This is a genomic window from Streptosporangium sp. CA-115845 (assembly GCF_050943795.1).
In the GTDB taxonomy this organism is placed as follows: domain Bacteria; phylum Actinomycetota; class Actinomycetes; order Streptosporangiales; family Streptosporangiaceae; genus Streptosporangium.
This window is the reverse complement of the sequence record NZ_CP191988.1, coordinates 7576969-7591832: the sequence shown is the minus strand read 5'-3', so window position 1 is coordinate 7591832 and position 14864 is coordinate 7576969. Positions and strand designations below refer to the sequence as shown.

Here is a 14864-nt window from a genome sequence, read left to right as displayed (position 1 = left end):
GATCGAGGCCGATCTGTGGATCCACTGCCACCGCACCGACTTGCGCGACCTGTGGAGGCCCGGCGGCGGCGAAGCAAAGCTGACCTGGCGGCTGGTGGGGAACCTGATTCGTCACCTGCCACCGGAATCGGCGTTCAAGACGGCGATGCGGAACAAGATGTCGAGCTCGGAGATCGAACGGGCGAGTAAGTCCGCTGACCCCTCTCAAGGCCAGTGGTCGCATCTGGAGATGTTGGTCGCAGCCCAGAGCGACACGCTGCGGTGGATCGCCTACATTCTCGCCGCGGCCAACGGTGGCAAACCCAAGAAGCCCGAACCCACCCCGCGACCTGGGGTGAAGGTCAAAGGCAAGACGCGTCGCCAGCTCACTCCGCAGCAGCAGGAAGCGGTGTGGGCTCGCATCAACGGCGGCACCTTGGCGGGCACTTGGCAGAACAGTCCGCCGGTGAAGGCCGCACCACAAGCTCGCCCCTGACATAGCGATCCCACGACTCACGATTGGTGGTGGGTCGTGGCGGAATTCCAGGCTGGCGAAGTCGTCGTCCCGGTCATCCCGTCCGCGAAGACCTTCACCGCCGACCTGAAGCGGCAACTCCTCCCCGGCGCGTACAAGGTCGGACAAGACGTCGGCCGTGACATCCAGCGCGGCATCAAAGACTCCCTGGGGGGCGTCTACGACTCGCTGAAGCAGCAGTCACAAAGGCAACAGCAGCAGGCCCCGGCCGAAGGTGCCGCAGTTGGCGGCGCCTTCGCACAGGGATTCAAGCGCGCTCTTCAGAGCGCGTTGCAGTCCTTGCCGAAGGTCGAAGTAGATGCCAATACCTCGCCTGCCCAGGCGCAGATCCAGCAGCTTCGCGCACGCATGGAAGCCCTGTCGTCTCGGACCGTTGGTATCGACATCGACGCTGGCGCCGCACAGGCGGAGCTTGCGGCGATCCAAAGGGAACTCTCCTCGATCGACGGCCGTGCCGTGTCCGCTGACCTGCGGGTAGATGTCGCCTCCGCGCTGGCGGAACTCGCCGCAGTCGAGGCGGGCTTGTCCCGGGTCGACGGGCGCACTGCGAACGCCCGTGTGGACGTGGACGTCGCTGGCGCGCTCGCACAGATTGGCCTGGTCACCGCAGCATTGGCGGCGATCCCTCTCGCGGCATCGGCCGCTTTGGGAGTCGGCGCGCTCGGTGGAGTACTCGCGTCCGCCGGCGCGGGGCTCGTGGGGCTCGCCGCAGTAGCGGCGCCAGCGGTGGGGCGGATCAACGAGGCGCTGAAGGAGCAGGAGCAGGCTGCGGGGAGAGCCGCGTCCGGTCTCAGCTCGGCCGCAGGGGCAACCCGGAACCTGGCGATCGAGTCGGCTCAAGCGCAGATCAAGCAGCTTCAGGCGGCGAATGCCGCTGATCAGATGCGGGCTGCCCAGGACCGAGTGAAGGACGCCGTTGCTGGGGTTACTACTGCCAAGCAGCGGCTGAGTTCGGCGGTTCAAGCTGCGGCTCAGGCGCAGGTATCCGCCGCTGCTCGGGCAGCTCAGGCGGAGAAGTCGCTCGCTGACGCTCAACGATCTGCGCTGAAAGCACAGGAGTCTCTCAACAAGGCCCGCCGTGATGCGATCAAGAATCTGCAGGACATTTCCCGCAGTCTCAGGGGCAACGCTCTCGACCAGCGGCAGGCAGCGCTCGACCTCGCCGACGCCGAGCGGGACCTGAACGCTGCCCGCGCGAAGGGCAACCCCGAGGACATTGAGCGCGCGTCGATCGCCTATGAGCGCACACAGTTGCGCGTCGAGGAACTGCGGGCCGAGCAGGAGAAACTCCAAGAAGAGCAGGCCAAGGGCGTTGAGGGAAATGACCGTGTGGTCTCGGCGAAAGAAGCTGTCGAGGCAGCGAACCAGCGGGTCATCGACCAGGAACGCCAACTCGCGCAGGCGTACGCGGAGTCCGGCAAAGCGGGCGAGGAAGCAGCTAAGCGTGTAGCCGAAGCCAGGAAGGCAGTCCAGGACGCAGAGGACCGCGTCGACGACGCCAAGCGCGCCATTGAGCAGCAGAAACGCCAGCGCAAGATCGCGGAACTGCAGGAGAAGATCCGCAAGGAGCAGGCGAAGGACGCCGCGAAACGCGCCGCTCAAACAGCAGCCGCGACACAGGCGAAGAGCGGGCAGAAGACCGCTGAACTCTCGCCTGCGGAAGCGGTCGCCGCCAAGCAGATCAAGGCGTTCAAAGACGCCTACGAGCAGTTCCAAAAGGAACTCGGCCCTGCGGTCCTGCCGGTGATCACTGGTGGGCTCGATGTGGTGGCGAAGCTTTTCAAGCCACTAACCCCGTTGATCAAGGGGAGTGCAGACGCGCTGGTCGGGCTGGAGAAGTCCGCGGCCAAGGCAGTCGGGGCGTCGACCTTCTTTAAGGATCTGTCGACCGTGGCGCCTACGGCGATCACCGGGCTCGGTAAGAGCCTCGGCAACATCGGTGTCGGCATCGCCGGGCTGATCAGGGCATTCCTGCCGTTTGTCTCGACGTTCGTCGGGGGGCTGGAGAAGGCCACCGCCGCGTTCGCTACCTGGGGCAAGAACCTCGGAAAGTCCGAAGGGTTTAGGGCATTCGTCGGCTACGTGCAGGCGAATTGGCCGACTGTAAAGACGCTGTTCGCTAACGTCGCCGCGGCGGTCAAGAATCTCATTGTCGGCCTGGCTCCGCTGGGGTCCGGCGCCCTGTCTGGCCTGTCTGGCCTAGCGGGTCTGCTCGCCAAGATGCCGCCCGAGACCCTCGCCGCTATAGCCACTGCGGTTGGTGCGGTCGCGTTGGGTGTGAAGGCTTGGGGCATCTCGCAGAAGATCCTGAACGTCGCGTTAAGTGCGAACCCGATCGGCCTGATCATTACAGCGATCGGCCTGCTCGTGGCTGGGCTGACGTACGCCTATCAAAACTCGGAGACGTTCCGGCAGATCGTCGATGCGGCGTTCCAAGCGGTCGGGCAGGCCGTGTCCTGGGCGTGGGAGAACGTCATCAAACCAGCGCTTGAGGCGCTGGTGACGTTCTGGAACACCGTGCTGGCGCCTGCTTTGAAGTGGCTGTGGCAGAACGTCATCGTCCCCGCGTGGACGGGGATCTCTACCGCGGTCAAGGTCGCGTGGGAGAACGTCATCAAGCCCGCGTTGCAGGCGTTGTGGACGTTCATTACGACGGTGCTTGCCCCAAAGATCAGCTGGTTGTGGGAGAACGTCATCAAGCCCGCGTTCGCCAAGGCGGGCGAGGCTATCAAGGCGGCGTGGACCCTGGTGATCCAGCCCGCTTTGAAGGCTTTGTGGTCGTTCATCACTGAAACTCTCGCCCCGAAGATCAGTTGGCTGTACGAGAACGTGATCAAGCCCGCGTTCTCGAAGATCGGCCAGGCGATCAGCGACGCGTGGACCAAGGTGATCCTTCCGGTCTTCAACTTCCTGAAGGACTTCATCACCAAGGACATCCCGAACGCGTTCGACAAGGGCGTCGGGATGGTCGGTTCCGCGTGGGCCAAGATCCAGGAGATGGCGAAGAAGCCGGTGAACTTCATCATCGGCACCGTCTACAACGGCGGCATCGTCAAGCTGTGGAACACGGTGGCCGACGCCCTCGGCCTGGAGTTGAAGCTTAAAGAGATTCCACAACTCGCAACCGGCGGCATCTACCCGGGGTACACGCCGGGTCGCGACATCGGGCTCGCCGCAGTGTCCGGCGGTGAAGCCATCATGCGGCCCGAGTGGACCCGCGCTGTCGGTCCGGGGTTCGTCGACTCGGCGAACAAGGCGGCACGGTCCGGCGGAGTGTCCGGCGCTGCGAAGTTCATGGGTGGTTTCGCGAACGGCGGGATCATCGACGGCTTGATCGGCGCCGGGGTGAAGGCCGGCAGCGAGGCGTTCTTGAACCCGCTACTGGACAAGGCCGCCGCGGCGATGGGCAACAGCCCGTGGGCCAAGATGCTGGTCGGTGTGCCGAAGCGGATGATCGCCGAGGTGGTGGCGTTCCTCACGAAGAAGGACGCCGAAACGGGCGGCCTGTCCGGCGGGAAAGCCGTTCAGTACGCGCGGGAGCAGATCGGTAAGCCGTACGAGTGGGGAGCGACCGGCCCGAACTCGTTCGACTGCTCCGGCCTGGTCATGCGTGCCATGCAGGCTGCGGGTCGTACCGACGTGCCGAGAGTCAGCCAAGATCAGATGAAGTGGGTGACGCCGGCAGCCAAGCCGCAGGCGGGCATGCTGGGCTTCCCAAATCCGGGGCACGTGTGGATTTATGGCTCGCCGAACCGGATCATCGAGGCTCCGCAGACGGGGCTGAAGGTTCGGGAGGTCGCCGCCCGCGCTGCTCAGTTGATCGGGCACGCACCAACGTACGACAGCGGCGGGTTCCTCATGCCTGGCACGTCGTTGGTGCACAACGGTACTGGCAGGCCCGAGCCGGTTCTCACTGACCAGCAGTGGCAGGCCGTCCAGCAAGGCGGGACACGCGGCGGCGACGGAGCACTCCTCAACATCGAGGAGTTCCACGCCACCCCGGAGCAGTCGCCGTATGGGATTGCGAAGGACCTACAGTTCATCATGGGTACCGGAGTCCGAGCTCGCGGTGGCCGGTAGGAGGCCGTGGGGGAACTAACCCCGCGGCCTTTGCTGATTAGGGCGAGGCGCTGGTGTGCCGAGGAGGCGAGCCTTCTGCGCCTCGAACTCGTCGCGAGTCATGGCGCGCTGCTCCACGAGTCGCCACATCGTCGCGAGTTGGCTTGCCACATCGCTCTGCTGGGGCGAAGGGGGCGGCATGCGTATTGCTGCTTTGGCTTGATCGATCGCGTGGGCTAGAGCTTCGAAATGGGGTTGGTGCTTACGGGTGAATATGACGCTGTTCTCGTCGCGTCCGGCTTCCATCGTTCGGTGGCCTACCCGTGAGCGCAGCTCAGGGGAGCCGCTGATCGCGAACTGGATGAAGCCGTTGGTGAGCAGCCCTGCAGGTTTGAGCTGGATGGCGCCGATATCGGTGACGTGGACTCGTTTGGTTCCTCCGCCGGCCACCATGCGGGAGACGCCGCTGTGGCCGATGGTGACGAACTGGCCGTCGAACTCAACCCATCCACCCAAGTAACCGTCCGCGCGCATCGGGCCTCTTTCCTGCTGGTGGTTAGCGCGCATGCGCGTTGGTTTTCCCCGACCGACCGGCAGTTTGCCATGTCCCGTCGGCGTCATGTGGTCGTATCGCGTCGATCTGTTACCGAGAATCCCGAATTCCTACTTCTTTGACCTGTTGGGAGGCGGCTTCGGCGTGCCCGAATACGACCCGTCCCGGTGGCCGTCCTATGGGGCGTACCTGCGGGACAAGCACATCCAAACCCGCCCTGAGGGCTGGTCTCACGCCACCCATGACCAGCGCCAGAGCGGTCGGCGTGATGACGGCACCACCTGGCAGAAGACCCGCGACCAGTTGGGCCACGACACCACAGAGCACAGCGACGGCCGCCGTGATGTCCGTATCAACTTGGGATTGCGAGGCGCTGATGGCAATTGACCGCGACGCTGTGTTTGTCGACACGTTCGTCAAGGCGCTGACGAACACGATTGCGCTGGATCTGTCGTCAGCAGCTGCATTCAAGATCGCCATGTACACCAATGCGGTCGTGCCGAACTTCTCCCAGTCCAATCCCGCCTACGGCGTGGATCCATGGGACGCCGGCGAGGTTTCAGGTACCGGCTATACGGCAGGCGGAGAGACACCCGCCGTGGTGTCGTTCGCCGAGCTCGGGAGCACAGGCAAGGCGGGCTGGAAGTTCGATCCGGTCGGCTGGGCGGACTCGACCATCACCGACGCTGAGGGTGGTTTGGTCTACGCGCCTGGCCTGTCCGATCGGTGTGTTCTCTTCCGCCGCTTCGGCCAGGCATACTCCACCCAGGACGGCCTTTTTGAAATCACCTTCCACTCCGATGGGGTGTGGCGGCAGAACCTCCTGGGCGCGACCGCCTAACCCGACCTCCCCCTGATGCCTCACCCAGCCGGTGGGGCTTTTTTCATGCCCCGAGACGGAGAGCATCCATGGCCAAAAGTGGCTACTCGATCACTACTGAGGGCGCCGTCCCCCTGACCGGAGGTACGGCCCGAACCATCCTCGGCGTCAAGAGCGGCGCCACCACCGCCAACCACGGCGTTGACCTGCGAAAGCTCCGTGTCGGCTTCAACGGCACGTCGGCCAGCGCGGTCCCGGTACTGGTCGAGGTGTGCGCGGCTACGTTCGCCACGAACGCTCCCGGCACACAGTCCACGAGCGTGACCGTGCGCCAGGCGTACGGGCGGCTCGCGGGCACCGGCTTCACTGGCGCGAAGGCGTGGAACGCGTCGAACGAGCCGACCGTGCTGGCCGTCATCGAAGAGTTCTTGCTCACCCCGAATGGCGGCTTGGTTCTCTACGAATGGGCTCTCGGTGAAGGCCCGGATTCGCCGCTGGGTGAGGGTTTCGCGCTCCGTTGCGCCGCCCCTGCCGGTGTTGATGTTCGAGCTGGCTTGTGGTTTGAGAGGGCTTAGCAGGTGGCGGCTTCTCTGCGTTCGGTCGCCAGCGCAACCCCTAACAGCGTTGGATCATTCAACGTCACCAAGCCTTCCGGCACGGTGGTCGGTGACGTTCTGATCGCTCTTCATTCCACGGACGAGGGCACCCTGGCACAGATGGGCACCCCGACGGGGGGCGCCACCTGGCAGTCTCTCGGCACCCGCAACAGCGGCACCACGCATGACATGAAGACCAAGGTGTCGTGGAAGGTCGCAGGCAGCAGCGAGCCAGCGAACTACGGTTTCACGCAAAACAGTGCGGGCATGGGGGTCGTCGCGGTCGTCGCCATCATGGGTGCCGATGGAAACATCACCCCAGTCCTGGCACAAGCAGGCGCTGACACGTTCGGCACCACAGTCACCACACCAGCAACCACTCCCACAGGGGTTAACGACTTCGAGTTGCGGTGGGCAGCGGGCAACCCGGACTTCGAACCAGTCACCTGGACTGCTCCCGTTGGGTACACCAAACAAGCTGACCTGCAAGGCGACAACACGACTGCTTGCCTCGCGACCAAGCTCCTCACCTCAGCTGATGCGACGGACGCGCTGAACTTCATCGCCTCAGAAACCATCGGCTACCGGCATGGTTTCACCATCGATGTGGCGTCCCTGCCTGATCAGCCGCCGCGCCGCCCTGTCGTTGTCTCTCAGGCGGTCAACCGCTCCTCACGCTGGTAAGGGGGGCTTGTGGCTCGTATCGGGCGAGGCCATCCGAACCGGCCGATCGTTGTCCGGCAGCCCCGCAACCACGATGCTCACCCGTCGCTGCCAGCCTTCGAGACGGCTGCCGAGTTCCCGGCGCTCGACATCTTCACGCCGGGCATCACCGTCCCACTCGGCGCCTTCGAGACGGTCGCCGAGTTTCCGGCGCTGGTGGTCCGCAAAGACGTCCGCCTCGCTCTGCCGATCTTCGAGACATCCGCCGAGTTCCCGGCGCTCGACATCTTCACGCCGATCCTGGCCGGCGAGCTCATCACCGGCGACTTCCAAATCGAGTGGGGGCGCCTTCTCCTCGGCGGCCACGGAAACGTGTACCAAATCCTCGAACCAGGCGTCGAAGGCTGGGACGACCTACCCGAGCTTGACTCCGGTAACGCGCCACGGTCGGCCCGGCATGGCTCCTGGTCAGGGCGGGACTACGCGCAAGAGCGCACCGTGTCAGCGACGATCGCGATCGACGGGCCTCGGGACTCCACCGCGTGGGTGCTGGCCATGCGTAACCTTCGTCGCGCACTCGGCGTCTCAGAGGACGGCTCCGAGCAGACACTGACGATCCGCACCCTCGGAGAGACCCTGCTCGCCCGAGCGAAAGCACAGGCGCGCGTCATGCCAGCAGGGTTGTACGGGCAGCGCTGGACCGCAGTGTCCGTGCGCTGGGTGTGCCCCGACCCCAGACGGTACGACCTACAGCAGCAGTCCGTCACCGTGGACGCCGGAGGGGCGGACGACTGCACCAACGACGGGGACGTGTCCACCAGCCCGCGGATCAAAGTATTCGGCCCAGTCGCTAACCCGGTCATCACCAACACCAGCCTCGGTCGGATCCTCCGATTCGTCGTCAACGTCGAAGAGGGCCAACTCCTCGACATCGACACCAACGCCGGCACCGTCACGATCAACGGCGAAGACGCCATGGACACCCTGTCGTCTTTGTCCGTGCCCGTCGAAGAGTGGGTCCTCGGAGCTGGCGCGAACACGATCTCGTACAACGTCTCCTCCGGCGGAAGCGCCGGTATCGAGCTGCAGTTCCGCAGCTCCTACCTCTAGCCCTAGCCGTGTCGACCCACCCGAAGGGGGGCCGGCATGGCACCCGAGATCCGCTCCGTATCCGAACGCGCATGGGACGGGCCGTCAACACTCATCAGCCGCCCTCTCCTCGCCGTCAACGGCGACCTGCTGCTGCTGATCCACTCAGCGGACAACGGCTCTCAAAGCGACATGCAGGTCTCTGGCGGATGGACACTCGTCGAGACCGCAGGCGGGTCATCAGGTAATTGGGCTGGCACGAAGGTCTGGCAGCGGGTCGCAGCCAACGAGCCATCGACGTACACGATCAGCCAGGGCGGGGCGGCTGACGGCGTCGCCGTCATGCTGGCCATCAGCGGCGCCGGATCCGGCGTGGTCGTTAAGACCATCAGCCGCTCCTCACAGACCATTTTCATCCAGACGCCGGCGGCGACGCCGCCAGCGATTGGATGCCTGGAATTACGGTGGGCGGCCGGTGTCCGGTTCGCCTCAACGCACATCAACTGGATTACTCCTGCCGGGTATGACGAGGTTGCTGAGCTGCAGTCCCGCACTCACGCAACAGGTGCGCTGGTCGAGCGGACACTGACCAGTAACGCGCCGGTCGGCGGAGCAGAGTTCCTGTCCTCACTGGGCTTGAACGTCTGGAACGGCCTCACCATCCTGGTGCCGCCCTCGGCGGGCGGGCCTGGTGGTGAGCCGCCGCCTCCGACGTCGCCGCCTCCGACGATCCCCGCGATCCCGTCGGGCGAGCAGGTTGTCCACTACACCTACGAGTTCTGTGATCTCCTCACAGATCGCCTGGTCTGCAAAGACCTCGACCTGTACGACGTGTCCTATGACCGGCGGATCATCGAGGCCGGCACGTTCTCTGCCAGCATGAAGGTCACCGACGAGGTGACGGCTGCGAAGGTCGCCCGCATCGTCCCCCGGCACCCTGATGACCTCTCTACGGGGCCGGGCAGGGTGATCGTCCACGTCTACCGCAACGGGGTCGTATGGGGAAGCTATGTCATCTGGCGGGCCTCAGTATCCCGGTCAGGGCGCAGCTCTCCTATCGAGGTGCGGATCGAGGGGGCGTCGCTGGAGTCTTACCTCGCACAGGTCAAGATCCGCGACGATCTCGGCCCGTACGAGGGCATCGACCAAATCGATATAGCCCGCAACCTGCTCAACTCCATGCAGTCGAAGGCGCGCTACAACATCGGCCTAGTGCTGCAGGGCGGGACGTCCAGCGTCACCAGCACCGCGGCCTACCTCGCTTCGGAGGCCAGCACGTACGGGGAGCGCCTTGCCCAGCTCGCCACCAACGAGCACGGCTTCGAATGGTGCATCCAGGTCGTCGATAACGGCGACGGCACCCGCACCCGGTACTGGGTGTGGGGCTCTCCGACGATCGGCTCCGAGGCTGCGAACCATAAGTTCATGGAGCCCGGCAACGTCTTGTCCTGGTCCGAGGACATTGACGCGCTCCGCGGCGGTACCACGTTCCAGGTCCGCGGGGAGAGCGTCAATGACGACGCATCCACGACCAGCGAACCGCTGGCGTCCATCGTCGCTCTCGCACAAGCACACATCGATGCGGGCTGGCCAGGCATCGATGTCACCGCAGACCGCTCTGGGGTATCGGATCGAGACGCTTTGAACGGCTACGCCGCCTGGTGGGCAGCGCACCGGGCGGGCACGGTTCGGGTGCACCAGGCGACCGTACGTCTTCCGCCGAACACCAGTTTCGGGCCGGGCAATCTCGGCGACTGGGTGACGATCATGCTGGTCAACCCGTGGTGGCCCATCGTTAACGGCGTCGCGAGCTTCGCTAAGTCATGGCGAGTCGTCGGCATGGCCTTCAAGCCGCCGAGCAAGGGGAGCGGCCAAGAGGAATGCACCCTTGTTTTCGAAGAGGCCGAGGAGGCGTAGCTCGTGCCTGAATACCCAGATGACATCCTCGCCGATATCGCTGACATGCGGAAACAGCTATCCCAGCTGTTCGGTAGCGGCCAGCAGCGGCCACCGATCACGCAAGCATCCGCAGGCCTGATCATGCCCAACCGGGCCTCCCCGGATGCGCCGGCGAGCGGCGTCCACTACTTCGCGAAGAGCAATCGGCCCACGGCGCTTGCAGCGAACGGCACTGAGTATGACTTGGTGCCGATCCCGCCGCTGCGAGCACAGCCTGTGGATATCGCCGCGAACATGGTGTCGGGCCCGATCGGCGGTGCTCCGAACGCCACCCAGTACAACAACCTGTACAACGACGTGCGGGAAGTACGGGCTCAGCTCAACGCGCTGATCAACAGCTTGCGTGCGGCGGGCATCCTCCTCACCTGATCGGAGCGGCTCGTGCGGACCACTTTGGCCTTCGAAGACGACGACCGCTCCGAGCAGCTACGACGTGATGCCGCTGAGATGCGCGACAAGTTCAACAGCCTGCTGGACGCGCTCCGCGCCAAGGGCATCGTCTCCTGATCCTCTCGCCCTCCGCAGGAAGGCTTCGCTGTGCTCATTCATCCTGGAGTCGCCTGATGGGGCGCCCCGCGTGGCTGTGCCGCATGCGACATCGCGTCGGCATCCGCGGCGAGTTCCTTCTCGCCCTGGCGTTGATTGACCTCGTCCAGTGCTACCGGCTGTCGTTCCCGACAGCCGAGACGCTGGCTTCGACGACGACGCAGTTCCTCGCGATCGTGCTGCCGCTGCCGGTGTGGGGCGCGATCTGGGGTGTGGGCGGCGTGTTGTGCCTGGTGCAGGCGTTCATGGCGTCAGATCGGTTTGCGTTCGCCGCGGCCAGCACGCTGAAGGTCGGCTGGGCTCTTACCCATGTTGCGGCGTGGGTGTGGGGTGTGCCGCAGGCATGGTGGTCGGTTGCGATCTGGCTGGTTTTCGCCCGGGTTGTCCATGTGATCGCGAAAGTTCCTGAACGGCCAGAACTGGTCATTCCTTCTACTCCTACTGGTGGTGTCCCCTGAACACGGTCCTGCTGCATCTGGTCGAGCCTGCGGAATGGGCTCCAGGGGACACTGTCGCTATCACGGTAGCGGTAGTGGCGTTGATCAGCGCAGTAGTCACAGGCGTCCTTGCAGGTAGGGCGTCGGTGAAAGCGAACAAGGTGACCGCGGAGTCTGCGGAGCGGGTAGCGGAACAGGCTGCTGCTTCGGAACGCGCGAGAGTCGAGTCAGAGGCGTTCTCCCGGGCGAAAGAGATTTACGACCACGCCATCACTGAGTTGCGTGAGGAACTGGAGCGGGTCCGCAACCAGTACGAGCGGACACAAGAGCAGCTCGACAAGATCTCAGAAAAGCTGATGACCGAGCGGACCTTGTCCCGCGAGGTGCGTGACCAGCTCGACCAGGCGCAGCGAGACATGCGGGCGATGAGCGCCCGTATCGAGCAGATGGAGCGCCTCATCGCTCAGCTGCGTCAGCAGATCCTCACCGCCGGGTTGCAGCCCGATGAGCACATCGTTCACCGAGGAGGTTCACCGTGACGGAGAAGACCGAGGCTGAGCTCGTCGCCGAGGGTGTCGATACCCGCGACTGGGGGCCGACCGAGCCTGACGAGGGTGCCGTCCTGGAGTCGCTCGGCTACGTCCTGAACGAGGAGACCGGCATCTACGAAGGCCCCGGCCACGAGGGTGGGGAGGTGACGGAGTGACTGCGGCGAAGATGCTCGCCGAGGCGCGCAAGTCCCTCGGCATGGCGGGCCGGCCGAACGCTGTCACGAGGGACTACTCCGGCCGCCATGGCGTCGTGTTCCTGCTGGCGCCTTGGTGTCAGCAGGCGGTCACTAAGTGGGCGCGTGACTCCGGCAACGATGGCCCGGTGCTACCTGCCGGAGACCGTGCCTACACGGTGTGGCACGCCGAGGACGGCGACCGGCTGGGGCTCTGGTACGCGGGCACGGCCATGAACATCCGCAAGTACGCCGAGCCCGGAGCGGTCATCTTTTTCGACTGGGGGGGATCTGACCGCATCAGTGCGATCGACCACGTCGGCATCGTCGAGGTGAACTTGGGCGATGGTCGGGTGCAGACGATCGAGGCGAACACGGGTAACGCCTGCAAGCGGCGCGTGAGAGGTCCGGACGTCACCGCAGGGTTTTGGAACCCGCGCTACGCCAAGAAGGTCGAGAAGGATCCAACGGAGGTCATGGTGGGAAAGCTGCCGCTGGTCAAACCTGGCGCGAAGGGCAACCACGTCAAGACGATCTTCTTCCTGCTGAAGGCGCGCGGCTACGCCAAGGACCTGGACGAGAAGGTCTACGACTCGACCGTGTACTCGCCGCAGATCGTAGCTGAGGTCAAGCGGATGCAGGGCGACAAGGGCCTCACGAAGGACGGCGAGGTCGGCCCCGGGGAGACCTGGCCGGCGCTGCTCGGCGTGTGAGTCGTGGACGTCATCCACGCTCTGGTGTGGCCGTACCTCGCCCGGGTGTCCGTGCTGTGGCCGGACCTGCCCGCCGAGCCCGACGAGGACGACGGGCCGATCCCTGGACTCGTTGACGAGTCCAACTGATCCGTCACTGAGAAGTGGCACCATTCCTCCCGCCGCCCCTGGCGGGCATCCCCCAAGGAGGGGCGAATGATCAATGTAGGTAGCTTCGCTAAGGCCATCGTCGCCGCGCTGGCAGCCGGTACCGGAGCGCTCGCTCAGGCCATGGCTGACGGCGTCATCGTGCAGGGCGAGTGGGTGACGACCGCGCTGGCTGTCCTCGGAGCGCTCGGTATCACCTACGTGGTGCCCAACGCCAAGCAGTCGGACGTGTCGCAGCGGTAGGCTGTCCGGGTCGGGCACCCGGGAGTGCTCGGCTTTTTGCTTCCTGTCGTCCTCCGGGACTGGCAGGTGCCCGCCTCTGCCACGGGACGCCGTGGCACCCGCCTCTGGGTGGTACATCGGCGGGGTGCTCTCGTCGTCCAGTGGCCTAGGACACCGCTAGGAGTAGGGATCGAGGCCCGCCGTAAGGCAATGGCCCCCCTAGCGGAAACGCCGGTTCGAATCCGGCCGAGAGCACGTGGGGGCGCCGGGGTTCCCGACCGGCTGGCGTGATGCCGATGTACCAGAGCTGGACGACCCGCCAAGCGCCTTGCGGCGCCCCCAACTACCAGCCTGGCGCGAAATAGCAGCAACTGGGAGTTGGGAGGTCAGCGTGAGCAAGCAGGACCCGCGCCTGTCGGAGCTGCGGCGGACCATGCTGGATGCCGGGCTGGATCTCGTCTGGGAGATCCACCTACCTCCGCTGCCCGAGGGCGCCGACGACGCGGAGACGTGATGGCCGACGGTCGAGAAGAGCAGGCCATCGCCGAATGGCTGACCATGGTGTGGGCCATCGAGGAGCTGGCCGATGCTCGTGACTGTGCACGCCTGTGGCTGTTCGAGCAGACAGGGGAGTGGTGATGGCCCGCATGCTTGGCCGCTACCAGGCTCCAGGTTGCTGCCCTGGGATGCGTGAGGGGTGGCGAAGAACCCGCAGGGTGGACGGCCCTGACTGCTCCGGCGGCGGCACGGACACCCGGTGGCGGAAGCGGGTAGAGCAGCGCGAGTTCGCCCGCGAGCTTCGCCCGACGATCCTGCTGCCTCACCCGATGGAGGACCTCTCCGACTGCCGTCATGGCTGCAACGGCGACTGTTTGGTCAGCGGGTCCGACGTGTGCACCTTCGCCTGCCATGCTCCGGCCTCCGGAGTTTGAGCAGGCCGCGCGCCAGCGAATCGAACTACTCAACGTCGCACGCCATACTGGTGTTGGAGCCCCGGACGCGCGGCCATGCCCGGTCGGGGCTCCACACACGAAGCGCCCGCCTCCTCACGGACGGCGGGCGCTTTTCGTCGCGTCCAGGATTACGCGGCTTATCTCTTTTCCGTAAATGCCCGCATTTGCCTACGTGGATCGTTCCCGCCTGCCACTCTGGTGGTGCCGCGCCACGGCTTTCCCTCCCCTCTCTCCTGGAGTTCCCGCATGCGCTTCAAGACTCCCGCCGCGATCCTCGCGACCGCTGTGCTCGCGGTCGGCTTGACCAGCATCACCACCGCCTCCGCCGCACAGACCACCTCCGCTGACGGCGAGGTGCACGCCTGCGTCAACACCAAGACCCGCTACGTGCGCATCGTCAACGCCGGCGCGAAGTGCCGCACCACGGAGTACAAAACGTCGTGGGGCGCTCAGGGACAGACCACCGTCGCTGGCCCTGGCCCGCAGGGAGAGCGCGGCCCCGCCGGCCCGCAGGGGCCGAAGGGTGAGCCCGGCATCGGCACTCAGGGTCCGCGTGGGCTCCGTGGCCCGGCTGGCGCCCCGGGAGAGCCCGGCAAGGACGGAACGGATGGCAAGGACGGCCAGGGCCTCGACGGGCCGTTCGTCCTCGACATCAACGGCGTCCAGTCCCTGTGCAAGTGGGACGGCTCGGTGAAGGGCTACCCGAGGCTGAAGTGCAAGCTCGGCGTCCCCAACCCGGCGCCGACTCCGACCGCCACCCCGACGTCTACCTCCACCCCGCAGCCGACTCCGACGCAGGCCCCGTAGCTCGCACCGCACACATGAGAGCGCCGCCCCCAGATGGGGGCGGCGCTCTTTTGCGTTGTATG

Annotated in this window: 21 protein-coding genes and 1 tRNA gene; 21 read left to right on the top strand and 1 reads right to left on the bottom strand. The window is 65.4% G+C overall.

Annotated features, from left to right (window positions below):
- Window positions 1–40 precede the first annotated feature (40 nt).
- Together ACQP0P_RS36170 and ACQP0P_RS36165 are read left to right on the top strand one after the other, a co-directional pair.
- Window positions 41–475, top strand: a complete 435-nt coding sequence (locus ACQP0P_RS36170; RefSeq protein WP_433363997.1) for a hypothetical protein — start codon at window positions 41–43, stop codon at window positions 473–475.
- Between the two features lie 36 nt (window positions 476–511).
- On the top strand, window positions 512–4594 hold the full coding sequence (locus tag ACQP0P_RS36165) for an NlpC/P60 family protein (protein WP_433363994.1): 4083 nt from the start codon (window positions 512–514) through the stop codon (window positions 4592–4594).
- 15 nt (window positions 4595–4609) lie between these two features.
- Here ACQP0P_RS36165 and ACQP0P_RS36160 read toward each other — a convergent pair whose 3' ends face one another.
- Window positions 4610–5107, bottom strand: a complete 498-nt coding sequence (locus tag ACQP0P_RS36160; RefSeq protein ID WP_433363991.1) for a DUF4429 domain-containing protein — start codon at window positions 5105–5107, stop codon at window positions 4610–4612.
- A gap of 85 nt (window positions 5108–5192) precedes the next feature.
- Between ACQP0P_RS36160 and ACQP0P_RS36155 the strand changes: the two genes are divergently transcribed.
- The 19 genes from ACQP0P_RS36155 (at window position 5193) to ACQP0P_RS36065 (ending at window position 14802) form a co-directional block, all read left to right on the top strand.
- Window positions 5193–5513: a hypothetical protein gene (locus ACQP0P_RS36155; protein ID WP_433363988.1), complete on the top strand. Its 321-nt coding sequence runs from the start codon at window positions 5193–5195 to the stop codon at window positions 5511–5513.
- Window positions 5503–5967, top strand: coding sequence for a hypothetical protein (locus ACQP0P_RS36150; protein WP_433363985.1), 465 nt, complete (start codon window positions 5503–5505; stop codon window positions 5965–5967). The genes ACQP0P_RS36155 and ACQP0P_RS36150 overlap by 11 nt, the downstream gene beginning before the upstream one ends.
- Before the next feature lie 68 nt (window positions 5968–6035).
- Window positions 6036–6521 carry a hypothetical protein gene (locus ACQP0P_RS36145; protein WP_433363982.1) on the top strand — a complete coding sequence of 162 codons (486 nt, stop codon included), beginning with the start codon at window positions 6036–6038 and terminating at the stop codon, window positions 6519–6521.
- A 3-nt stretch (window positions 6522–6524) separates the two neighbouring features.
- Window positions 6525–7226 (top strand): hypothetical protein, encoded by a 702-nt coding sequence (locus tag ACQP0P_RS36140; protein WP_433363979.1) that lies wholly within the window; start codon window positions 6525–6527, stop codon window positions 7224–7226.
- Window positions 7227–7235: 9 nt separating this feature from the next.
- Window positions 7236–8315 (top strand): phage distal tail protein, encoded by a 1080-nt coding sequence (locus ACQP0P_RS36135; RefSeq protein WP_433363976.1) that lies wholly within the window; start codon window positions 7236–7238, stop codon window positions 8313–8315.
- Between the two features lie 36 nt (window positions 8316–8351).
- Window positions 8352–10211 carry a hypothetical protein gene (locus ACQP0P_RS36130; protein WP_433363973.1) on the top strand — a complete coding sequence of 620 codons (1860 nt, stop codon included), beginning with the start codon at window positions 8352–8354 and terminating at the stop codon, window positions 10209–10211.
- 3 nt (window positions 10212–10214) lie between these two features.
- Window positions 10215–10622: a hypothetical protein gene (locus ACQP0P_RS36125; protein WP_433363970.1), complete on the top strand. Its 408-nt coding sequence runs from the start codon at window positions 10215–10217 to the stop codon at window positions 10620–10622.
- A 12-nt stretch (window positions 10623–10634) separates the two neighbouring features.
- Window positions 10635–10760, top strand: coding sequence for a hypothetical protein (locus tag ACQP0P_RS36120; protein WP_433363967.1), 126 nt, complete (start codon window positions 10635–10637; stop codon window positions 10758–10760).
- Between the two features lie 83 nt (window positions 10761–10843).
- Window positions 10844–11257 (top strand): hypothetical protein, encoded by a 414-nt coding sequence (locus tag ACQP0P_RS36115; RefSeq protein WP_433363964.1) that lies wholly within the window; start codon window positions 10844–10846, stop codon window positions 11255–11257.
- 125 nt (window positions 11258–11382) lie between these two features.
- Window positions 11383–11775 (top strand): hypothetical protein, encoded by a 393-nt coding sequence (locus ACQP0P_RS36110; RefSeq protein WP_433363961.1) that lies wholly within the window; start codon window positions 11383–11385, stop codon window positions 11773–11775.
- Complete coding sequence (locus ACQP0P_RS36105; protein WP_433363958.1) at window positions 11772–11942, top strand: hypothetical protein; 171 nt, start codon at window positions 11772–11774, stop codon at window positions 11940–11942. Before ACQP0P_RS36110 ends, ACQP0P_RS36105 begins: the two co-directional genes overlap by 4 nt.
- On the top strand, window positions 11939–12673 hold the full coding sequence (locus tag ACQP0P_RS36100; protein WP_433363955.1) for a CHAP domain-containing protein: 735 nt from the start codon (window positions 11939–11941) through the stop codon (window positions 12671–12673). Before ACQP0P_RS36105 ends, ACQP0P_RS36100 begins: the two co-directional genes overlap by 4 nt.
- A 3-nt stretch (window positions 12674–12676) precedes the next feature.
- Complete coding sequence (locus tag ACQP0P_RS36095) at window positions 12677–12802, top strand: hypothetical protein (RefSeq protein WP_433363952.1); 126 nt, start codon at window positions 12677–12679, stop codon at window positions 12800–12802.
- Between the two features lie 66 nt (window positions 12803–12868).
- Window positions 12869–13063 (top strand): hypothetical protein, encoded by a 195-nt coding sequence (locus tag ACQP0P_RS36090; protein ID WP_433363949.1) that lies wholly within the window; start codon window positions 12869–12871, stop codon window positions 13061–13063.
- A gap of 126 nt (window positions 13064–13189) precedes the next feature.
- Window positions 13190–13297 (top strand) — tRNA-OTHER (locus ACQP0P_RS36085).
- Between the two features lie 136 nt (window positions 13298–13433).
- A complete protein-coding gene (locus ACQP0P_RS36080; RefSeq protein WP_433363946.1) occupies window positions 13434–13556 on the top strand; it encodes a hypothetical protein in 123 nt (40 codons plus the stop codon).
- Window positions 13556–13681 carry a hypothetical protein gene (locus ACQP0P_RS36075; protein ID WP_433363943.1) on the top strand — a complete coding sequence of 42 codons (126 nt, stop codon included), beginning with the start codon at window positions 13556–13558 and terminating at the stop codon, window positions 13679–13681. Before ACQP0P_RS36080 ends, ACQP0P_RS36075 begins: the two co-directional genes overlap by 1 nt.
- A complete protein-coding gene (locus ACQP0P_RS36070; RefSeq protein ID WP_433363940.1) occupies window positions 13681–13974 on the top strand; it encodes a hypothetical protein in 294 nt (97 codons plus the stop codon). Before ACQP0P_RS36075 ends, ACQP0P_RS36070 begins: the two co-directional genes overlap by 1 nt.
- A 267-nt stretch (window positions 13975–14241) precedes the next feature.
- A complete protein-coding gene (locus ACQP0P_RS36065) occupies window positions 14242–14802 on the top strand; it encodes a hypothetical protein (protein ID WP_433363937.1) in 561 nt (186 codons plus the stop codon).
- Window positions 14803–14864 lie beyond the last annotated feature (62 nt).

Coding starts and splice junctions, on each gene's coding strand:
- ACQP0P_RS36160 (WP_433363991.1), bottom strand. CDS start 5,107: ATGCGCGCGGACGGTTACTTGGGTGGATGGGTTGAGTTCGACGGCCAG.
- ACQP0P_RS36155 (WP_433363988.1), top strand. CDS start 5,193: ATGTGGTCGTATCGCGTCGATCTGTTACCGAGAATCCCGAATTCCTAC.
- ACQP0P_RS36150 (WP_433363985.1), top strand. CDS start 5,503: ATGGCAATTGACCGCGACGCTGTGTTTGTCGACACGTTCGTCAAGGCG.
- ACQP0P_RS36145 (WP_433363982.1), top strand. CDS start 6,036: ATGGCCAAAAGTGGCTACTCGATCACTACTGAGGGCGCCGTCCCCCTG.
- ACQP0P_RS36130 (WP_433363973.1), top strand. CDS start 8,352: ATGGCACCCGAGATCCGCTCCGTATCCGAACGCGCATGGGACGGGCCG.
- ACQP0P_RS36115 (WP_433363964.1), top strand. CDS start 10,844: ATGCGACATCGCGTCGGCATCCGCGGCGAGTTCCTTCTCGCCCTGGCG.
- ACQP0P_RS36090 (WP_433363949.1), top strand. CDS start 12,869: ATGATCAATGTAGGTAGCTTCGCTAAGGCCATCGTCGCCGCGCTGGCA.
- ACQP0P_RS36075 (WP_433363943.1), top strand. CDS start 13,556: ATGGCCGACGGTCGAGAAGAGCAGGCCATCGCCGAATGGCTGACCATG.
- ACQP0P_RS36070 (WP_433363940.1), top strand. CDS start 13,681: ATGGCCCGCATGCTTGGCCGCTACCAGGCTCCAGGTTGCTGCCCTGGG.
- ACQP0P_RS36065 (WP_433363937.1), top strand. CDS start 14,242: ATGCGCTTCAAGACTCCCGCCGCGATCCTCGCGACCGCTGTGCTCGCG.